This window comes from Aeromonas veronii, from assembly GCA_041319085.1.
In the GTDB taxonomy this organism is placed as follows: Bacteria; Pseudomonadota; Gammaproteobacteria; order Enterobacterales; family Aeromonadaceae; genus Aeromonas; species Aeromonas veronii_F.
Genome location: CP101033.1, coordinates 3,982,501 through 3,999,003 on the forward strand (window position 1 = coordinate 3,982,501; position 16,503 = coordinate 3,999,003).

15 protein-coding genes (1 of these 15 only partly in view) are annotated in these 16,503 nt (G+C 61.1%); 6 read left to right on the top strand and 9 right to left on the bottom strand.

Features of this window, described 5'->3' with window-relative positions:
• Window positions 1-164 carry the end of a gamma carbonic anhydrase family protein gene (locus NMD14_18935; GenBank protein XEI32737.1) on the top strand. The gene continues 376 nt to the left of window position 1, outside the view, so the window shows 164 of its 540 coding nt (coding positions 377-540); the start codon falls outside the window, past its left edge; its stop codon occupies window positions 162-164.
• Between the two features lie 88 nt (window positions 165-252).
• Here NMD14_18935 and polA read toward each other — a convergent pair whose 3' ends face one another.
• Window positions 253-3,018, bottom strand: a complete 2,766-nt coding sequence (polA, locus tag NMD14_18940) for a DNA polymerase I (GenBank protein ID XEI32738.1) — start codon at window positions 3,016-3,018, stop codon at window positions 253-255.
• Between the two features lie 400 nt (window positions 3,019-3,418).
• Here polA and elbB point away from each other — a divergent pair, with 400 nt between their 5' ends.
• Window positions 3,419-4,069 carry an isoprenoid biosynthesis glyoxalase ElbB gene (gene elbB, locus NMD14_18945; protein XEI32739.1) on the top strand — a complete coding sequence of 217 codons (651 nt, stop codon included), beginning with the start codon at window positions 3,419-3,421 and terminating at the stop codon, window positions 4,067-4,069.
• Window positions 4,070-4,141: 72 nt separating this feature from the next.
• Here the strand turns inward: elbB and NMD14_18950 are convergent, their stop codons facing one another.
• From NMD14_18950 to NMD14_18965, 4 genes are all read right to left on the bottom strand, one after another.
• Window positions 4,142-4,351: a cell division protein ZapB gene (locus NMD14_18950; protein ID XEI32740.1), complete on the bottom strand. Its 210-nt coding sequence runs from the start codon at window positions 4,349-4,351 to the stop codon at window positions 4,142-4,144.
• Window positions 4,352-4,597: 246 nt separating this feature from the next.
• Window positions 4,598-5,878: a hypothetical protein gene (locus tag NMD14_18955; GenBank protein XEI32741.1), complete on the bottom strand. Its 1,281-nt coding sequence runs from the start codon at window positions 5,876-5,878 to the stop codon at window positions 4,598-4,600.
• Between the two features lie 20 nt (window positions 5,879-5,898).
• A complete protein-coding gene (cysE, locus tag NMD14_18960) occupies window positions 5,899-6,678 on the bottom strand; it encodes a serine O-acetyltransferase (protein XEI32742.1) in 780 nt (259 codons plus the stop codon).
• A gap of 8 nt (window positions 6,679-6,686) precedes the next feature.
• Complete coding sequence (locus NMD14_18965; protein ID XEI32743.1) at window positions 6,687-7,598, bottom strand: cation diffusion facilitator family transporter; 912 nt, start codon at window positions 7,596-7,598, stop codon at window positions 6,687-6,689.
• 86 nt (window positions 7,599-7,684) lie between these two features.
• On the opposite strand from NMD14_18965, the gene NMD14_18970 reads away from it, so the two are divergent.
• The 3 genes from NMD14_18970 (at window position 7,685) to trmL (ending at window position 10,271) form a co-directional block, all read left to right on the top strand.
• A complete protein-coding gene (locus NMD14_18970; GenBank protein ID XEI32744.1) occupies window positions 7,685-8,380 on the top strand; it encodes a response regulator in 696 nt (231 codons plus the stop codon).
• Complete coding sequence (locus NMD14_18975) at window positions 8,362-9,732, top strand: ATP-binding protein (GenBank protein ID XEI32745.1); 1,371 nt, start codon at window positions 8,362-8,364, stop codon at window positions 9,730-9,732. The genes NMD14_18970 and NMD14_18975 overlap by 19 nt, the downstream gene beginning before the upstream one ends.
• Window positions 9,733-9,806: 74 nt before the next feature.
• A complete protein-coding gene (gene trmL, locus NMD14_18980) occupies window positions 9,807-10,271 on the top strand; it encodes a tRNA (uridine(34)/cytosine(34)/5-carboxymethylaminomethyluridine(34)-2'-O)-methyltransferase TrmL (GenBank protein XEI32746.1) in 465 nt (154 codons plus the stop codon).
• A 13-nt stretch (window positions 10,272-10,284) separates the two neighbouring features.
• On the opposite strand, the gene NMD14_18985 is transcribed toward trmL, so the two are convergent.
• The 4 genes from NMD14_18985 to lexA form a co-directional block, all read right to left on the bottom strand.
• Window positions 10,285-11,574 (bottom strand): MATE family efflux transporter, encoded by a 1,290-nt coding sequence (locus NMD14_18985; protein ID XEI34801.1) that lies wholly within the window; start codon window positions 11,572-11,574, stop codon window positions 10,285-10,287.
• 74 nt (window positions 11,575-11,648) lie between these two features.
• Window positions 11,649-12,275: an SCO family protein gene (locus NMD14_18990; GenBank protein XEI34802.1), complete on the bottom strand. Its 627-nt coding sequence runs from the start codon at window positions 12,273-12,275 to the stop codon at window positions 11,649-11,651.
• A gap of 218 nt (window positions 12,276-12,493) precedes the next feature.
• Window positions 12,494-12,709: a hypothetical protein gene (locus NMD14_18995; GenBank protein ID XEI32747.1), complete on the bottom strand. Its 216-nt coding sequence runs from the start codon at window positions 12,707-12,709 to the stop codon at window positions 12,494-12,496.
• Between the two features lie 483 nt (window positions 12,710-13,192).
• Window positions 13,193-13,816 (bottom strand): transcriptional repressor LexA, encoded by a 624-nt coding sequence (lexA, locus tag NMD14_19000; protein XEI32748.1) that lies wholly within the window; start codon window positions 13,814-13,816, stop codon window positions 13,193-13,195.
• 204 nt (window positions 13,817-14,020) lie between these two features.
• On the opposite strand from lexA, the gene plsB reads away from it, so the two are divergent.
• Complete coding sequence (gene plsB / locus NMD14_19005) at window positions 14,021-16,444, top strand: glycerol-3-phosphate 1-O-acyltransferase PlsB (GenBank protein ID XEI32749.1); 2,424 nt, start codon at window positions 14,021-14,023, stop codon at window positions 16,442-16,444.
• Window positions 16,445-16,503: the final 59 nt, after the last annotated feature.

A 16,503-nucleotide genomic window follows, 5' to 3' on the forward strand; every position in this document is an offset into this window, starting at 1 on the left:
CAGGTTCGCTGGTGCCGCCGGGCAAGCGACTCGAGTCAGGCTTTCTATATATAGGTAATCCCGTCAAACAAGCTCGCCCGCTCAAACCCGCCGAGATCGCCTTCCTCAAGACCTCGGCCGACAACTATGTCCTGCTCAAGGATGAGTATCTGCAAGAGACCTGATAGGGCTGGCAGAAACAGGAAGCCCGGCATAATGCCGGGCTTCGCGTCTTATATAGCTATATAGCCGTGCAGAACGGCTGACCGGACATCAGTGGGCCTGATCCCAGTTGTCGCCGGTGCCCGCCTCCACCACCAGCGGCACATGCAGTTCGGCAGCGGCCGACATCTTCTCCTGGATGATGGCGGTGTACTCTTCCAGCTTCTCTGCGCGGATCTCGAACACCAGTTCATCGTGTACCTGCATCAGCATGCGGATCGACTCATCCTCGATACCGCGGATCCAGCTGTCCACGTTGATCATGGCGCGCTTGATGATATCGGCGGCCGTGCCCTGCATCGGGGCGTTGATGGCGGCCCGCTCGGCTGCCTTGCGCAGACCGGCGTTGCGGGACTTGATATCCGGCAGATAGAGGCGACGACCAAACAGGGTCTCGACATACCCCTGGGCTTCCGCCTGCTGGCGGGTGCGCTCCATATACTCCAGCACGCCCGGGTAGCGTTCGAAGTAGAGATCCATGTACTTCTGCGCTTCGGCGCGGCCGATCCCCAGCTGCTTGGCCAGACCGAAGGCGCTCATGCCGTAGATAAGGCCGAAGTTGATCGCCTTGGCGCTGCGACGCATGTCGGTGGTGACCGCATCGAGCGCCACGCCGAATACCTCGGCAGCGGTCGCCTTGTGGATGTCCTTGCCCTCGGCAAAGGCAGTCAGCAAGCCCTTGTCGCCGGAGAGGTGCGCCATGATACGCAGCTCGATCTGGGAGTAGTCCGCCGCCACCAGCTTGTAACCAGCGCTCGGAATGAAGGCCTGCCGGATCCGGCGCCCCTGCTCGTTGCGCACCGGGATGTTCTGCAAGTTGGGATCAGACGATGACAAACGGCCCGTAGCCGCCACCGCCTGATGATAGGAGGTGTGTACCCGCCCGGTCTGTGGCTTGATCATCAGCGGCAGCTTGTCGGTGTAAGTGGACTTGAGCTTGGCCAGACCGCGATGCTCCATCAGCAGTTGCGGCAGCTCGTAGGTCTCCGCCAGCTCGGCCAGCACCTCTTCTGCGGTGGACGGCGCCCCCTTCGGAGTCTTTTTGATGATCGGCAGGCCCAGCTTGCTGAAGAGGATCTCCCCCAGCTGCTTGGGCGAGGAGAGGTTGAACTCCTGTCCGGCCAGCTCATGGGCCTGCTTCTCCAGCTCCGCCAAGCGCAGCTCGATCTCCTGACTCTGCTGGTGCAGCAACTTGGGATCGATGGTGGTGCCGAGCAACTCCATCCGCGCCAATACCGGCAGCAGCGGCAGCTCGATCTCGCTGAATACCTTGGCGAGACCCGGCACGGCCTCCAGCTGACCCCACAGGGTCTGGTGCAGACGCAGGGTGATATCGGCATCTTCCGCCGCATAGGGAGCGGCCTGCTCCAGCTCGATCTGGTTGAAGGTGAGCTGTTTCACCCCTTTGCCCGCTATATCTTCAAAGGAGGTGGTCTCGACCCCGAGGTAACGCTTGGCCAGCGAATCCATGTCGTGACGACTGGCGGTGGAGTTGAGCACATAGGATTCGAGCATGGTGTCGTAGGCGATACCCTGCAGGTCGATGTCATGGTTGAGCAGCACATTGCGATCGTACTTGAGATTCTGCCCCACCTTGAGACGGGTCGGATCTTCCAGCAGCGGCTTGAGCTTGCCCAACACCACGGCCTCGCTCAGCTGTACTGGTGCCCCGAGATAGTCGTGGCCAAACGGCACATAAGCAGCCTTGCCCGGTTCAACCGCGAAGGAGACGCCGACGATCCGCGCCTCCATATAGTCGAGACTGGTGGTTTCGGTATCGAAGGCAAACAGCGGGGCCGCTTTCAACTGTTCCAGCCAGCCGTCAAACTCGGCTTCGTCCAGAATGCAGCGGTAGTCGGTTTCGATGGCGGCAACCGGAGCGGCGCTCTCATCGCCAGCGTCGTCCGGTCCGGCGCTCTCGCTGCCCTCTTCACCACCGGATTCCAGCTCCTTGATCAGGTTGCGCAGCTCGTATTCGCGATAGACCGCCAGCAGGGACTCCTTGTCGACCGGCTTGAGCTGCAGTTGCTCCAGACTCTGTTCCAGTTCGACATCGGTCTTGATGGTCGCCAGTCGATAGGAGAGACGAACTTGCTCTTCCTGCTCGCGGAACTTGTCGGCGAACGCCTTGGAGCCACGAAAGCCAAGCGCGGCCACCTTGTCGAGGTTGGCGGCAATCTCGTCGATGCTGCCAATCCCCTGCAGCAGGGCCAGTGCGGTCTTCTCGCCGACACCGGTCATGCCGGGAATGTTATCGACCTTGTCACCCATCAGGGCCAGATAGTCGATGATGAGATCGGGCGGCACGCCAAACTTCTCGATCACCCCTTCCCGATCGGTCTTCACATCTTTCATGGTGTCGATCAGGGTGACATGGTCGGAGACCAGCTGCGCCATATCCTTGTCACCGGTGCTGATCAGCACCGGCAGCTGCTTCTCGGTGGCCTGGCGAGCCAAGGTGCCGATCACATCATCCGCCTCGACGCCTTCGACCATCAAAAAGGGGAAGCCCATCGCCTTGATCATCTGATGGATGGGGGCGACCTGGCTGCGCAGATCGTCCGGCATGCTGGCACGGGTCGCCTTGTACTCGGGATAGATGTCATCGCGGAAGGTCTTGCCCTTGGCATCAAACACCACGGCCACATGACAGTCAGGATATTGCTTGCGCAGGCTGCGCATCATGTTGGCCATGACACGGACGGCGCCGCTCGGCAAACCGGTCGAGGTGCGCAGATCAGCCTGCTGGGAGGCGAAGAAGGCGCGGTAAAGATAAGAGGAGCCGTCGACCAGAATAAGGGGGTTGCTAGGGGCCATGAAATCGTCCTGCCAGAGATAAACAGCCGCTAGGATGCCACAGGGCCCCCCTCACACCAAGGGGCGCAGCAACAGCGCACATAGCCTTATAAAGAGACTAAAACTGTGGATAACTCTGTGTTCAAAAATGGGGCGCATCAAGACGCACAGTGGCAAAGCTGTGCACAAGAATATAAAAAACCATTAAAAACAATATCTTGAGATCGAAGAAAACGATCGCGAGACAGTTAGAATGATCTCGATCAATGTGGAAAAAGATTTAAGGGAGTAGGTACGGCAGGATCCAAAACGAAACAATCCTAGCACAGCAAGATGACTTGACCAGCAGATGGCGAGCGATAACCATACAAAAGTACAACAATCCATCTTGGCTCACATTTTCAACAACGAGGAGTTTGCCATGAAAAAAGTGGCCGTGATTTTGAGTGGCTGCGGTGTCTTTGACGGAGCTGAAATCCACGAAGCCGTCATCAGCCTGCTGGCGCTGGCCCGTCAGGGGGCTGCCGTCCAGTGCTTCGCCCCGAACGTGGCGCAGCTCCATGTGATCAACCACCTGACCGGTGAAGTGAGCGAGGGAGAGAGCCGCAATGTGCTGGTCGAAGCGGCCCGCATCTGCCGTGGCCAGATCAAGGATGTGGCCGAGCTGGATGCGGCCGATTACGATGCGCTGCTGGTACCCGGCGGCTTTGGCGCAGCCAAGAACCTGTGCGACTTCGCCATCCGTGGCGCCGAGTGCCAGATCCAGCCCGATGTACTGAAAGCGTGCCAGAGCTTTGCCACTGCCAACAAACCGGCCGCTTATATCTGCATCGCGCCCGCCATGATCCCGCTGATCTATGGCGCCGGGACGCTGGCGACCATCGGCCATGACGAGGGCACCGCCAACGCCATTGAGGCGATGGGCGGCAGCCATCTCAACTGCCCGGTCAACGAGTTCGTGGTGGATCAGGAGCGCAAGGTGATCTCCACCCCCGCCTACATGCTGGCCAACAATATTGTCGAGGCGGCGGGCGGCATCGATAAAACGGTCAAACAGCTGCTGGCACTGTAGTCCCCAGCCCGCCAAAAACAGACGGGCCGCTCATGGAGCGGCCCGTTTTCCATTCTGCCTGAAGGCGATGAATTAGATGGTTTCACCCATCTGATCCATTTTGCCCAACAGGGCACGCAGACGCTCCTGCCATGCAACGTGCTCGTTGCGCAGCTGATGGTTCTCGTCTTGCAGCTTGGTATTCTGCTCTTTCAGCTCGTCCAACTCCATCTTCAGCAGGGAGATGTTGTCGACAGCGGATTGTACTTTGGATTCGAGTTGCTCAAGGACTTCTAGTGACATATGCATACCTGTTTGTTCAATTGCGATGCCCCACAGAGGGCGATTCAAGCGCGTGAAGCCAGCATACCCCGAGCGCATCGGCACAAACAAGCCAGTGCACTGTAAAATGCGCCTTCCATAGCGGTATTGTCTAAATATGCGTCTATTTCTCTCGCATCCTGCGCCCGAGCCACGACAACAGACTGAACCACGCGTAAAAGACCCAGCCAACAGAGCTTCATTGGCGTCCTCCTGACAGCGCCGCCGCTATCCATGCAAGGCGATATAAGCCCCCAGCAACAGACTGGCGACAACATACATCAGCAGGCCGTAGAGCAGATTCCAGCGCAGGATCAGCCCGGCACTGAGGTTGTAGCGGGAGGCCAGCGCCAGATTGGATCCGGAGAGCGGACTGGTGCCGGTGGCAAGCCCCCATCCCAGCAGGAAGCACATGCCGAGCAGGCTGGGATCCGGCGCCAGCGGCCAGAGCAGTGGCGCCAACCCGGAGATACTGATGAGCGGATGCACCCCGACGATGGCCACCAGCAGGATAATCAGCAGAGTGAGGGACGCCTCAAGCCAGCCAAAGTGGTTGAACAGCGGCAGGCCGTGACCGGCACCGAGATCGATGACCGACAATGCACTGTTGATGCCTGCCGCCAGCAAACCGGCCCCCAGAAACAGCACCAGCTGACCGCCGATAGCGGGGAAGCGCTCCACCACCTGCCGCTTGAGGGCCGCCTTGCGCCCGACCCTCGGCATAAAGAGCAGCGCCAGCAGTGGGGCCACCAGCGCGATCACCGCCAGAATACCGAGCTGGGGCCAGATCTGCTTGATGAGGAGTACCAGCAGCGCCAGGGTGACCGGCAACCCCAGCGTCTGCAGCCGCAGCGGATAACCGGCAAAGTCGGCCACCCCGAGCCGCTCCACCTGCCAGGCGGTCAACCCCATCGCCAACAGCGCAGCGAGGACTCCGAACGGCAGAATATGGGAGAGCTGCAGGCCCGGCGCATAGGTCAGTGCCACCGCCATGGCGACAAAGAAGGGTGACCAGAAGGCGGCGGCACAAAAGATCCGGCTCAGCACCATCACCTGACGCCGCTCCAGCGTGCCATTGCGCTCCAGCCGATCTCCGATGATAAACAACACCGAGAGATTGATGACGGAACCCAGCAGATTGAGGCTGGCCATGGTGCTCCACAACCCCTTGCGCCCGGTCCAGGAGGTGGTGCCGGTCAGCAGACCGGAGGTGGCGAGGTTGAGGGTGCTCACCGCTGCAAACATGGTGAGCATATTGATATTGGGCAGCAGCCAGTCACCGGCGCTGAGGGTCGCCCCCCGCCACCAGGAGAAGATCAGCAGCAACAGAGCCGAGCCATAAAGGGCCAGCGCCTGCCGCTTGGCGGCCCCCACCAGCCAGGGCCAGGTGAGCAGTGACGCCCCCCAGGCCGCGATAGCTGCTGGCCAGGGGGAGAGTCCCAGATAGAGATGAAGCAGGTTGAGCAGCCACATCCCCAGGATCAGATAACCCGACCAACGTTTAGCCATCGACGCCTCCGGTCAGGAGATCAGAGACACTGATCCATATCCAGTGAAGGCTTGTCGCACTCCGGACGACCGACGATCTTGGCGGGCACGCCAGCGACCGTGGTATGAGGCGGTACCGGGTTGATCACCACGCTGCCCGCGCCGATTTTGGCACCCACGCCCACTTCGATATTGCCGAGCACCTTGGCGCCCGCCCCTATCATCACCCCTTCGCGGATCTTGGGATGGCGATCGCCGCTCTCCTTGCCGGTACCACCGAGGGTCACGCTCTGCAGGATCGAGACATCATCTTCAATTACCGCCGTCTCGCCCACCACTATGCCGGTGGCGTGGTCAAACATGATCCCCTTGCCGATTCGGGCTGCCGGGTGCACATCCACCCCGAACACCACCGAGATCTGGTTTTGCAGATAGAGGGCCAGCGAGCGGCGGCCCTGACGCCACAACCAGTTGGCGACCCGATAACCCTGCAGGGCATGGAAACCCTTGAGGTAGAGCAGCGGGGTGGAGAAGAGATCGACCGCAGGATCGCGCTCCTGCACGGCGCAGATGTCGGCCGCCACCACCGCCAGCAGCTCGGGCTCACTGCGCAGCGCCAGCTCGATCACCTCGCGCAGGGCGATGGCCGGCATGGTGGCGCTGTCGAGCTTGTTAGCCAGCTGGAAGCTGAGGGCCGATCGCAGATTCTTGTGATTGAGAATGGTGGAGTGGAAGAAGCTGGCCAGCATCGGCTCCTGGGCCGCCATGCACTGTGCTTCTTGCTGAATTTTGTGCCAGGTTTTGGCAACCAGTTCATCCATGTTGCAGCCTACTGTTGTTCTGGGTGAGGGCTCTGTTGTTCTTTTGTCAGCACCGAGATGGGGTCCATGTGGATGATGACATCCATCCGCTCGAATGCCTGGCGTACCGCCAGTTCGGCTTCATCGGCGATCTGATGGGCCTTGACCAGGGGGATCTGATCATCCAGTTCAAGATGCAACTGTACGAATCGGGTCGGCCCGGATTGACGGGTGCGCAGGTCATGTACACCGTGTACACCTTCTACAGCACAGCAGAGCGCCATTATTCTCGCTTGTTCTTCGGCTGGCAACTGACGATCGAGCAGGGCCTGCACCGACTCGTAGCCGATGTGTCCCGCCCCCCACAACAGGAACAACCCGATCAAGATGGCAAACAGGCCATCGGCCCAGTACCACCCCTGTCCCGCCAGCACCAGCGCCAGCAAGACGCCGGCATTGAGCAGCAGATCGGAGCGGTAGTGCAACATGTCGGCCTTGATGGCCACACTGTTGGTCTTGCGAATGACAACGCTCTGGAAGCTGACCAGCAGCAGGGTCAGCACGATGGATCCGCCGCTGACCCAGAGACCCGCTTCCAGCCGCAGGATAGGCGCCTGATTGAGCAGGGATGAGAGACCGTGCATCACCAGCAGCAACGCGGAGCCGGAGATAAAGGCTGACTGAATGAGGCCCGCCAGCGACTCTGCCTTGCCGTGACCGAAACGGTGTTCGTCATCGGCGGGGGCCAGCGCATAGCGAATGGCCAGCAGGTTGATGATGGAGGCACTCACATCCATGAAAGAGTCGGTGAGCGACGCCAGCAGGGTCGATGAGTCGGTCATCAGCCAGGCGATCAGTTTGCCGATGATCAGCAGGGTGGCGGTGGTGACCGCCGCCAGGCTGGCGAAGGTCACCCAACGGGAATATTGTTGATGGCTCAAAACCGGCTTTCCTCTGGCGGTTAAAAATCTATTATACCCTGACCCCAGCGTCAGTTTGGCGCGAAAAATCAGCGGAATGACTTCAGATGCACAAAATACTCCTGGTCGACGATGATCTCGAGCTCACCCAGTTGCTCACCGAAATTCTGACCCTGGAAGGCTTTCAGGTCACCGTCGCCGAAGATGGCGAAGAGGGATTGCAACGGCTGGCCGAACAGCGCTTCAACATGGTGCTGCTGGACGTGATGATGCCCAAGCTCAACGGCTTTGCCATGCTGACCAAGCTGCGCAAGACCCACGATACCCCGGTGCTGATGCTGACCGCCCGCGGTGACAGCCAGGATCGGGTCAACGGTCTGGAGGCGGGTGCCGATGACTATCTGGCCAAGCCGTTCGACGATCGGGAGCTGCTGGCCCGGGTGCGCGCCATCCTGCGCCGAACCCAGAGCGCCCCGCCCCAGCGCGGCAACTCCTCCGACGAAGTGCACTTCATGGATATCGTGCTGCAACCCGGCCTGCAGCAAGCCCGCTGCGGCGAACAGCTGCTGGAGCTGACCGCCACCGAATTCGGCCTGCTGGAGTGCCTGCTGCGCAATCCCGGCCAAATTGTCAGCAAGAGCCACCTCTCCGAGCAGGTGCTGGGCAAGAAACTGGAGCCCTTCGATCGCGCCATCGACATGCACCTGAGCAACCTGCGCAAGAAGTTGCCGGAGCGCATCGATGGCCAACCCCGCTTCAAAACCGTACGGGGGCGCGGTTACCTGTGGCTAGAACAAGAGTAAAACGCGCCGGCTCCCTCAACGGGATCTCGACCCACATCTTCCTCTGGTTCTGGTTCATGCTGCTGGTGATGCTGGCCGCCGTGATCAGTCTGCCCACTCTGGATCCCCGCAACCAGATCCCGCTGCCGACCCACGAAGTGGCGCGGATGCAGAACAACGTGCAGGCCCTGCTTAACGCCGCCGAGCCGGATCAGGATTTCGATCTGGCCAAGGCGATGGACAAGATCGCCATGCTGCCGGTGGACAACGTCTACCTGCGCGACGAGAGGGGCCAGATCCAGTCCACCACCCATCCGCGCAAGTTTGTGGTTCGCTTTATGGTGGACGCCGACGACCCGGCCAAACCCATGCTGGGCAACGAGGATCGCAAGGCGATCGCTGGCCCCTTCCTGATGGAGCACCACGGCCATCGCTACCACGTCTATTTCGGCCTCAATGCCGAGAATCCCTATCTGTTCCTGTTCATTCAGGTGCTGGATCACCCAATCCGCATTCTGGGCATCTCGATGCTGGTCAGCACCCCGCTCTGCCTGCTGCTCGCCTGGCGGCTGACCCGCCCCATCCTGCAGTTGCAGAAGTCGGTCTCCCAGCTGGCGGCCGGCAATCTGGAGGTGCAGATCCCCAACCTGGGACGGGGCGACGAGATCGGCCAGCTGGCGGATAACGTCAGCCGCATGGTGGAGACGCTCAAGAGCATGATCCAGAAGCAGAAACAGCTGCTCTCCGACATCTCTCATGAGCTGCGCAGCCCCCTCACCCGGATGCAGCTGGCGCAGGCGCTGATCCGCCGCAAACAGGGTGACAGCGCCGAGCTGGCGCGGATCGAATCGGAGATCGGGCGGCTGGACAAGCTGATCGGCGACCTGCTGGATCTGTCGCGGGTGCAGCAGCATGTGGAGGCGCCGGTGATGCACCCGCTGGCCGAGCTGTTGGAGCCCATCCTCGAAGATGCCATGTTCGAAGCGAACCAGAGCGGCAAACAGCTCAGACTGCCGCCGCTGCCCGCCGAATCGATCCAGATGTGGCCCGAGCTGCTGGCCCGGGCGGTGGAGAATCCCCTGCGCAACGCTCTCAAGTATGCTCGCGAGTTCATCAAGGTGGACTGGTATCGGGAGGGGCAGGAGTGGGTGATGACCATTCGGGATGACGGCCCCGGGGTGCCTGACGAGCAGCAGGCGCTGCTGTTCCAGCCCTTCTTCCGGGTCGATGACGCCCGCAACGCCAAAACCGGCGGCACCGGGCTGGGGCTGGCCATCGCCTCGGAGGCGATCCAGCGCCACGGCGGCACCATTGCGGCCAGCAACAATCACCCGACCGGGCTGACCATCACCATCCGCTTGCCCATCGCCTGATCCTTTTCATCCGGACGGGCGCTGGGTATGCTGGCGCCCCTTCTTGGCTTTACATCTCTTTGCAGGAGCTCGTCATGCTCGATATCGTCCTCTACCAGCCGGAAATTCCGCCCAACACCGGCAATATCATCCGGCTTTGCGCCAATACCGGTTACCGGCTCCATCTGATTGAGCCGCTGGGATTTGAGTGGGATGACAAGCGGGTAAAGCGGGCGGGACTCGACTATCACGAGTTTGCCGAGGTGAAGCGCTGGCCGAGCTATGAGGCTTTTCTGGCCGCCGTGGCACCCAAGCGGGTGTTCGCCTGTACCACCAAGGGCCGCACCGCGCACTCGGCAGCTCAATATGCTCTTGGCGACGCCCTGCTGTTTGGCCCGGAGAGTCGCGGCCTGCCCAGCGAGATCATCGAGAGCCTGCCGTTCGAGCAGCGGCTGCGCATCCCTATGGTGCCCCAGAGCCGCAGCATGAACCTCTCCAACGCGGTGTCTGTGTTCGTCTACGAGAGCTGGCGCCAGCTCGGCTACAACGGCGCCATGTAAGCGTCATCGCGGTTCAGTGGCGGGCGTCGAGCAGATGCCCGCTGCGCTCCAGCCGCCAGCAAGTGACCCCCAGCGACAGACCGCGCCCCACCATCAGCGCTGCCATCGCCGCCCATAACGCGGCCACGCCCCACGACTGACAGAGCCACCAGATCGGGAAGAAGCCGCCAAACGCGGCCAGCAACATGCTGTTGCGCATCTCCCGCGCCCGAGTCGCCCCGATGAATACGCCATCCAGCAGGAAACACCAGACCGCCAGCAAGGGCATGGCGATCAGCCAGGGAAGCTGACGATGTGCCTCCGCCACCACGGCCGGAATGTCGGTGATATAGCCGATAAGGTGGGCACCAAAGAGGGCAAACACCAGGGTAAAACCACTGGCGATGAGGGCGGCCCAGCCCAGATTGAGCACTATGGCCTCCCGCAGTTTCTGCCGATCCCGCTGACCGATGGCTCGCCCCACCATGGCCTCCACCGCGTAGGCGAAACCATCGAGCCCATAGGAGATGAGCATCAGGAAGTTGAGCAGTACCGCATTGGCGGCCACCGCCACATCCCCCAGCCGCGCCCCTTGCAGAGTCATGAAGGCGAAGCAGAGCTGCAAACAGAGAGAGCGCAGGAAGATATCGCGGTTGAGGCCGAGCAGCCGCACCATGGGTGCAAGTTGCCGCCAGCGCTGCCAGCCATCCTGCCACACCGTCGGCGCCAGTTGCCGCAGCTGACGGCGTACCAGCCAGATACCGACTGCCAGCGCGCAGTAGTCCGCCATGACCGAGGCCGCCGCCACACCCCGCACCTGCCAGCCGAGCCCCAGCACAAACAGGGCATCGAGCGCCATATTGACCAGATTGGTGAGGATCAACATCACCATGGGGCTGCGGGCATCCTGCATCCCCAACAGCCAGCCCATGACCACCAGATTGCAGAGCGCCGCCGGGGCGCTCCAGATCCGCACCGCCACATACTGGCCAGCATAGAGCTGCACCTCGGGCGAGCCGCCACTCAGGGCGATCAACCATGGCAACAGGGGGAAGAGCAACAACAGCAGCGCCAGGCCGAGGGCAATGGCCAGCCCCAACCCGCGCAGCAGGGTATCGAGCTGGGCCCGCCCGTCAGCGGCGCCGTGAGCCTGCGCTGTCAGCCCGGTGGTCGACATCCGCAGGAAGCCGAGCAGCCAGAAGATGAGATTGATGAGGGTCGCCCCGACCGAGACGCCCCCGAGAAACCAGGCCTGCCCGAGATGACCGATCACCCAGGCATCCACCAGCCCCAGCAAGGGGGTGGTGATATTGGAAAAAACCATGGGCAGGGCGAGCGCAAACACAGCGCGGTGGCGAGAGGGATCCCGCCACCAGGGGGCAACAGATGGGGTCACGCTCAGTGGCCTGTCAGCTTCAGAATGCGGGAGAAGTCGGAGAGCATGCTATCCATCTGCACCCGTGGCACCTGACCCGGCGCTACCTGCGGGCGGAACACCGCCTGCAGCTTGCCCTTGGGGTTGATGAGCACGATGGAGGCGGAGTGATCGATCAAGTAATCCTTCTCCCCCTGATTGGCGATGGAGTAGATCAGCCCCAGATTACGCACAAACGGGAACAGCTTGTCGTGAGGGGCTGTGGCCGCCTTGAACTCGGGATTGAAGAAGGCGGTATAGGTCTTGAGACGGGGAATGTCGTCACGCTGGGGATCCGCCGAGATAAACACCACCTGACTGTCGGGCGCCATCTTCTTCAGCTGGTCATAGACGGAGCGCATATCTGCCAGGGTGGTGGGGCAAATATCGGGGCAGAAGGTGTAACCGACGAACAGGAAGGTCCAGTGCCCCTTCAGGTTGGCAGGGGTGAACGGCTGGTTGTCCGCATCGGTAAAGGCAAAATCCTTGATATCCCGCCCCGCCGGATAGTAGACAGCCTGCTGTGGCTGCTCTGGCCGGGTGGCGTAGAACACCAGGAGTAGAGAGGCGGTCAGCAGCACAAAGAGCAGTGCATAGCGGAGCTTCATCATCACAAGAGACCCTTTCAGTTCGAGGCTGATGGCCAGCAGTGGCCGGACAGGAGGGACATTGTACCCCAGCGAGCTGCCAAGGTGGGTCAACCTTGCGCAACACCCTGTCAGGGGTAGACCATTTGGCACAATCAAATCGACATCTGATCGCTAGGTACGGCCATAAAAAACCGGCCCCTCGGGTGCCGGTTATCGGTGTATTCGTTTGCCTCTTATCCTCAGGGGCGAGCGTTGCGCCCTTGCTGCAACATCTTGCCAATGGTATGCACGCCGATGGGAATGACAGGGGCCAACCAGCCCTCTTCCCCCTGGCGATCGCCATGGCCCCGCTTGAACAGCAGCACCAGACGCACCACCTTCTGTTTCGGGCATCCCAGCCAGAGCGTCCAGTGCGATCCCCTGTGGTGCAACCAGAGACCGTAGAACCAGGTCATCCGGCTACCTTTGACAAAACGGGTAATTGACGATTCCGCTGGCGCCGCCGCAGCCTCTGAATCCCATGGCGATCTTGATGCCATACCAATCCTCCTTGACCGACAGGTCATGTTGCTTCGTCGGCCTGAACTGGCAACAGGCCCGTCACAACTCTCTGCAACCACTACGAGTGCTCCCCTCTGCCCGACAAGGCTCGGGATCTCCCCACTCCCCCTTCATATCCCGTGAAGGTGTACTGCCCGATTCTCGTTGTTACCGGCCCTCCGCCACGGCGTATTGCGGTTGCCAGAGGGAGGCGCCAAGCCCCGTCTCGGCGACAGGGCACTGATCTGAGCATATATCTGAAATGGATGATTGGTAGCCGGTCGCGCAGGACAAAAATGCCGCCGCCGACAATCTGTTTGATATGACAGGGAAAGTGCGCCAGAAACAGCACGACCTCCCGCAGGAGGCCGTGTGGCAAACGCAGTTGGCGGGGATAATTACATCCAGTCGGCGTTGCGGATCACCCCGACCGCCAGTCCCTCGATGGTGAGTTGCTGGCAGGAGAGATCCACCTCGATGGGGGCGAGCTCTTCATTCTCCGGCAGCAGCCATACCTGACTGCCCTTGCGCTGGAAGCGCTTGACGGTGACATCCTCATCGAGACGGGCGACCACCACCTGACCGTTGCGCACCTCCTGGGTCTTGTGCACCGCCAGCAGATCGCCATCCAGAATGCCGATGTTCTTCATGCTCATCCCCTGCACCCGCAGCAGAAAATCCGCGCGCGGATGGAACAGGGCGGGATCCACCTGATAGTGGCTCTCGATATGCTCCTGCGCCAGGATGGGTTCACCGGCAGCGACCTTGCCGATGAGCGGCAGACCGCTCTCTTCCAGCACCTCTTCCTCTTCGAGCAACAGGCGAATGCCGCGGGACGTGCCCGGCATTATCTCGATGACCCCTTTTTTGGCCAGGGCCTTCAGATGTTCTTCGGCCGCATTGGCCGACTTGAAACCAAGCTTCTGGGCAATCTCGGCACGAGTCGGCGGCATGCCGGTCTCGCTCATATTCACCTTGATCAGCTCCAGCACTTCGGCCTGGCGGGGGGTAAGGGGTTTCATAGCATTGGCACCTGTCTTTTTATACAGCACACTGGCAGTATATACAGTGCAGTGGCCAAGGCAAGGCGCAGCTGAAATTTGTCGCAACCAACCCCTCATTTACTGCTGTTTTGAACCTGCGCAGCCGACTCATCGTACCTCTCGGCGACAAGGGGCTGCCGATTTGCTATGCTCACGCCGCATTTTTTTGGAGAGCAGACGCACATGTCCCTAGGACAGAAGATTTCCAGAGCCATCTTGCAATGGCCGGTCAGCGGCTTGGTCAATCACAAGAGCCTGCCGGAAAATCCCATCACAGAACTCAATCTGGATCCGGCCAGACCCATCGTCTATGCCCTGAAAACCAGTTCGCTCACCGACCTGATGACCTTGCAGCAGTGCTGCGAGGATCTCGGTCTGCCCGGCCCCTTCACCCCGCTGGAACTTAACGGCCAGCTGCTGCCGCGCTATGTCTGTCTGGATCGCCCCCCTCCCCTGTTTGGCAAACGCAGCAAGCCGCTCCCCTTCCTGCAGGAGTTCCACCAGCTGCTGGATCTGCACAAGCAGGATCCCGAGCTGGATATCCAGGTGGTGCCGGTCACCCTGTTCTGGGGCCGCGCCCCGGGGCGGGAAGGGGAGGAGGCCCCTGGCCTCAACATCATCAGCAGTCTGGCGCCGAACAGGCTGAAGAAGGCGCTCATCGTGATCCTCAAGGGGCGCGAGAATCTGGTGCGCTTCTCGCCGCCGCTCTCACTGCGCTACATGGCCGACAAGCACGGCACTGACGAGGCCATCGCCCACAAGCTGGCGCGGGTGGCGCGTACCCACTTCAGCCGTCAGCAGCTGGCCGCCACCGGTCCGAAACTGCCGAACCGCAACCTGCTGTTCAAGCAACTGCTCGACTCCAGGGTGATCCAGCAGGCGATTGAAGAGGAGGCCCAGCGCGAGGGGATTAGCCTCGAAAAGGCGCAAAAGCGCGCCCATGGCTACATGGACGAGATCGCCTCCAACTTATCCTATCGGCTGATCCGCCTCGGCGAGAGCTTCCTCGGCTGGCTGTGGAACAAGCTCTACCGCGGTTTGTCGGTCAATGGCGCCGAGAAGGTACGCCAGCTGGCGCAGGAGGGGCACGAGATCGTCTACGTCCCCTGCCACCGCAGTCACATGGACTACCTGCTGCTCTCCTACGTCATCTACCACCAGGGGATGGTACCGCCCCATATCGCGGCAGGCATCAACCTCAACTTCTGGCCGGCGGGCCCGATTTTCCGCCACGGTGGCGCCTTCTTCATTCGCCGCACCTTCAAGGGCAACCCGCTCTACAGCACAGTATTTCGCGAATACCTCAACCTGCTGTTTGCCAAGGGTTACTCGGTGGAGTTCTTCACCGAAGGCGGCCGCTCCCGTACCGGCCGTCTGCTGCCACCCAAGACCGGGATGCTGGCGATGACCCTGCAGGCGATGATGCGCGGGCTGGACAGGCCGGTCACTCTGGTGCCGGTCTATCTGGGCTACGAGCACGTGATGGAGGTGAACACCTACCACAACGAGCTCAAGGGGAGCCGCAAGGAGAAAGAGAGCTTCCTGCAGGTGCTCGGCATCCTGCGCAAGCTGCGCAACTACGGCCGTGGTTTCGTCAACTTCGGCGAACCGCTGACCCTCAACAGCTACCTGAGCGAACATATTCCTGACTGGAAAAAGCACATCGGGGAAGAGGAGCGTCCGCAGTGGATGGCGGGCACCGTCAACGATCTGGCCGAGCTGCTGATGACCCGCATCAACGATGCGGCCGCCGTCAACGGCCTGACCCTGAGCGCGCTGGCGCTGCTGGCCGCCGAGCGCCACGCCCTGACCCGCGACGAGCTGCAGGCCCAGCTCAACACCTATCTGGATCTGCTCAAGGCGGTGCCTTACAGCCCGCAGAGCACCATTCCGGATGAGGATGCCAAGACCCTGCTGGATCAGGCGATGGAGCTCAACAAGTTTGAAGTGAGCGAGGACAAACTGGGGCAGATCATCAGTCTCGACCGCTATCAGGCGATCCTGCTGACCTACTACCGCAACAACATCCTCCACCTGTTCGCCATGCCCTCTCTGGTGGCGGCCTTGATCGAACGGTGCGAGGGGATCTCCCGCAGCGAGATCATGGCCCGCTGCATCGACATCTATCCGCTGCTCAAGACCGAGTTGTTCCTGCGCTATGAAGAGGAGGAGTTGCCGGCGCTAGTCGACAGCCTGCTCGATGCCCTGCAGACCCAGCAGCTGATCGAAACCTGCGATGGCGGTTACTGGGTCAATCCGGCTAACCAGATGCGCCTGCTGCTGCTGGCGGAGAGCATTCAGGAGACCCTGCAACGCTACGCCATCGTGCTGACCCGGGTGCTGGCCCAGCCTCATATCGAGGCGGAGCAGCTGGAAGCAGACGGCCTGATGATGGCAGAGCGCCTCGGCACCCTGCACGGCATCAACGCCCCCGAGTTCTTCGACCAGAAGCTGTTCAGTACCCTGATCCACACCTTGCGCAAGGAGGGCTACCTCTCTCCCGAGTGCAAACCGGATCTCGGTCGCTTCCAGGCGCTGGCCGACAACATAGTGCCGCTGCTGAGCAACAAGATCCGCCGCACCATTCAGGCGGGCAACCAGCTCTGATCTGCAATGCAAACAAAGAAGGCCGCATCATGCGGCCTTCTTTTTTATCGGAGTCTGCG